The organism is Vibrio rubrogenes, assembly GCF_059641415.1.
Map to the genome: position 1 here is coordinate 1 of NZ_JCARSY010000084.1, position 1,945 is coordinate 1,945.

2 protein-coding genes are annotated in these 1,945 nt (G+C 46.0%); both read right to left on the reverse strand.

Features of this window, described 5'->3' with window-relative positions; genetic code table 11:
- Positions 1 to 67 precede the first annotated feature (67 nt).
- The gene (gene istB, locus AC55NX_RS20600; RefSeq protein WP_496997432.1) at positions 68 to 829 is read right to left on the reverse strand and encodes an IS21-like element helper ATPase IstB; all 762 of its coding nucleotides are present in this window, start codon (positions 827 to 829) and stop codon (positions 68 to 70) included.
- The gene (gene istA, locus AC55NX_RS20605; RefSeq protein WP_496997433.1) at positions 816 to 1,856 is read right to left on the reverse strand and encodes an IS21 family transposase; all 1,041 of its coding nucleotides are present in this window, start codon (positions 1,854 to 1,856) and stop codon (positions 816 to 818) included. Before istA ends, istB begins: the two co-directional genes overlap by 14 nt.
- Positions 1,857 to 1,945 lie beyond the last annotated feature (89 nt).

Here is a 1,945-nt window from a genome sequence, read left to right on the forward strand (position 1 = left end):
TGTCAACGATCACCGAAAACTGATCCACTTTTGTTTAAAAACGATCAATCAAAATTGACCCACCTTTTTACTCAGGTATTGCTCCTGAACGTCGTTTATCTTTCAATCGATAACTATCACCACTCAACTGCAGAACATGAGAATGGTGAAGCAGTCGATCTAACATCGCTGCTGTTAGTGTTGCATCATCGGCAAATGCGCTTGGCCATTGCCCAAAGGATAAGTTGCTAGTCAAAATGATACTGCCATACTCATAACGCTTAGCAATCACATTAAAAAACAGGTTGGCTTCTTCCCGTCCAAATGGAAGGTAACCTATCTCATCAATGATCAGTAGCCTTGGAGCCATCACTGAGCGAGAGATATATTGCTTCAGCTTGTTTTGACGCTTAGCAGTCGATAATTGCAGCATCAAGTCGGCAGCTGTGATAAAGCGAGTTTTCTTTTTGGCTTGCACTGCTTTTAAGCCCAATCCTATCGCTAAATGCGTTTTACCCACGCCACTTGGCCCTAGTAGCACCACGTTTTCATTGCGCTCAATAAAGGTCAGCGCACTTAATTCGTGTATCTGCTGTTTAGGTACGCCAGTGGCGAACTTAAAATCAAACGTGCTCAGTTCCTTATTAGCAGGAAAGCCTGCCATACGACCAAACAGATGACGCGTCCGCTCATCTCTTTGTTGCTGCTCGCTTTCCAGTAAGGCGTACAGAAATTCACCATAGTTCTTTTCCTGAGCAATACATTGCTCTGCTAAAGATGGCCAAGAGGCAGCAACAGAGCTGAGTTTGAGTGAGTCACACAGATGGCCGATTTGTTCATGCAATAGCATGGTCACCTCCTAACAGCGCTTCATAAACGTTTATAGGATGCTGTAAATTGATAGACTCCAGTGGCGGCACAATACGGATGTCTGGGCTATGCTTGTGTCGGCTTGAACTATGCACGGCTCTTGGTAAAGGAAGTAACTGTTTCACTTCTTCCAGCAAGCGCTCTGCCGGGATGGCTGAAGTGGTACCATGAATTCTTTGATTGGCGACTCGTTGTAACCATGGGCCAACTTTTGCGTTCGCTATCTCCACATCCAACTCGAGATTTTGCGCGCGCAATTCGGCGTTCAGTGGCACAACGAAGCTGTTTTTTAGGTAGTGGTTAAAACGCTCAACTTTCCCCTTGGTCTTGGCTCGATAAGGTTTACAAGCAACCAGCTTGAAGCCGTAGTCTTTCGACATCTGCAGCATCTCGTGATGCAACTTATGTTCGCCTTGTGCATAAGCATCCCGCTCAATGATGAGCGCTTTGGCGTTGTCACACAGTACTTGTTGTGGCACGCCACCGAAATACTCAAACGCTTCTTTTAAGCCTTGTTGCCACGCATGGGCACGCTCGTTATCAAAGAATTTGACGAAGGTGGCTCTCGAATAGCCTAAGGTTGCGACAAAGGCTTTGAGCGGCCGTTTACCGCGCCGAATGGTGGTAAAGTCGATTTGCATTTGCTGCCCTGGGAGCGTTTCAAAACGGACAACAGGCTCAGGAGTGATACAAGGTTTAAACTGACACACAAAGCGACGTAGCTGAGCAATGCCGCCTTGATAACCCTGTTGGGCGACCTCGTCAAACAAGACGGTGGCAGGTATCCAATCAGGTTTTGCCTGCTCAATTCGTTGAACGAGATAGTGTTTAAAGGGTTCTAGTTTTGTCGCTGGTTGTAGTCGTTGCGCGTAAGTGGGTATCTTATACTGCTGCAAATGATGTTTTACTGTGTTACGAGAAATGCCTAATTGACGGGCAATTTTACGAATGCTTTGCCCTTGTGCAAAGCGAACATGAATATCCACAAATGTCTCCTTGGTTAACATAAATCACCCGTACAAAAAACAGACGGATGATACCAAGTGGATCAGTTTTCGATGATCGTTAGTGGATCAGTTTTGCATGATCGGTGACA

What these genes read in the sequence shown, in the direction of transcription:
- istB (WP_496997432.1), bottom strand. Translation starts at nt 829, where the DNA reads ATGCTATTGCATGAACAAATCGGCCATCTGTGTGACTCACTCAAACTC.
- istA (WP_496997433.1), bottom strand. Translation starts at nt 1,856, where the DNA reads ATGTTAACCAAGGAGACATTTGTGGATATTCATGTTCGCTTTGCACAA.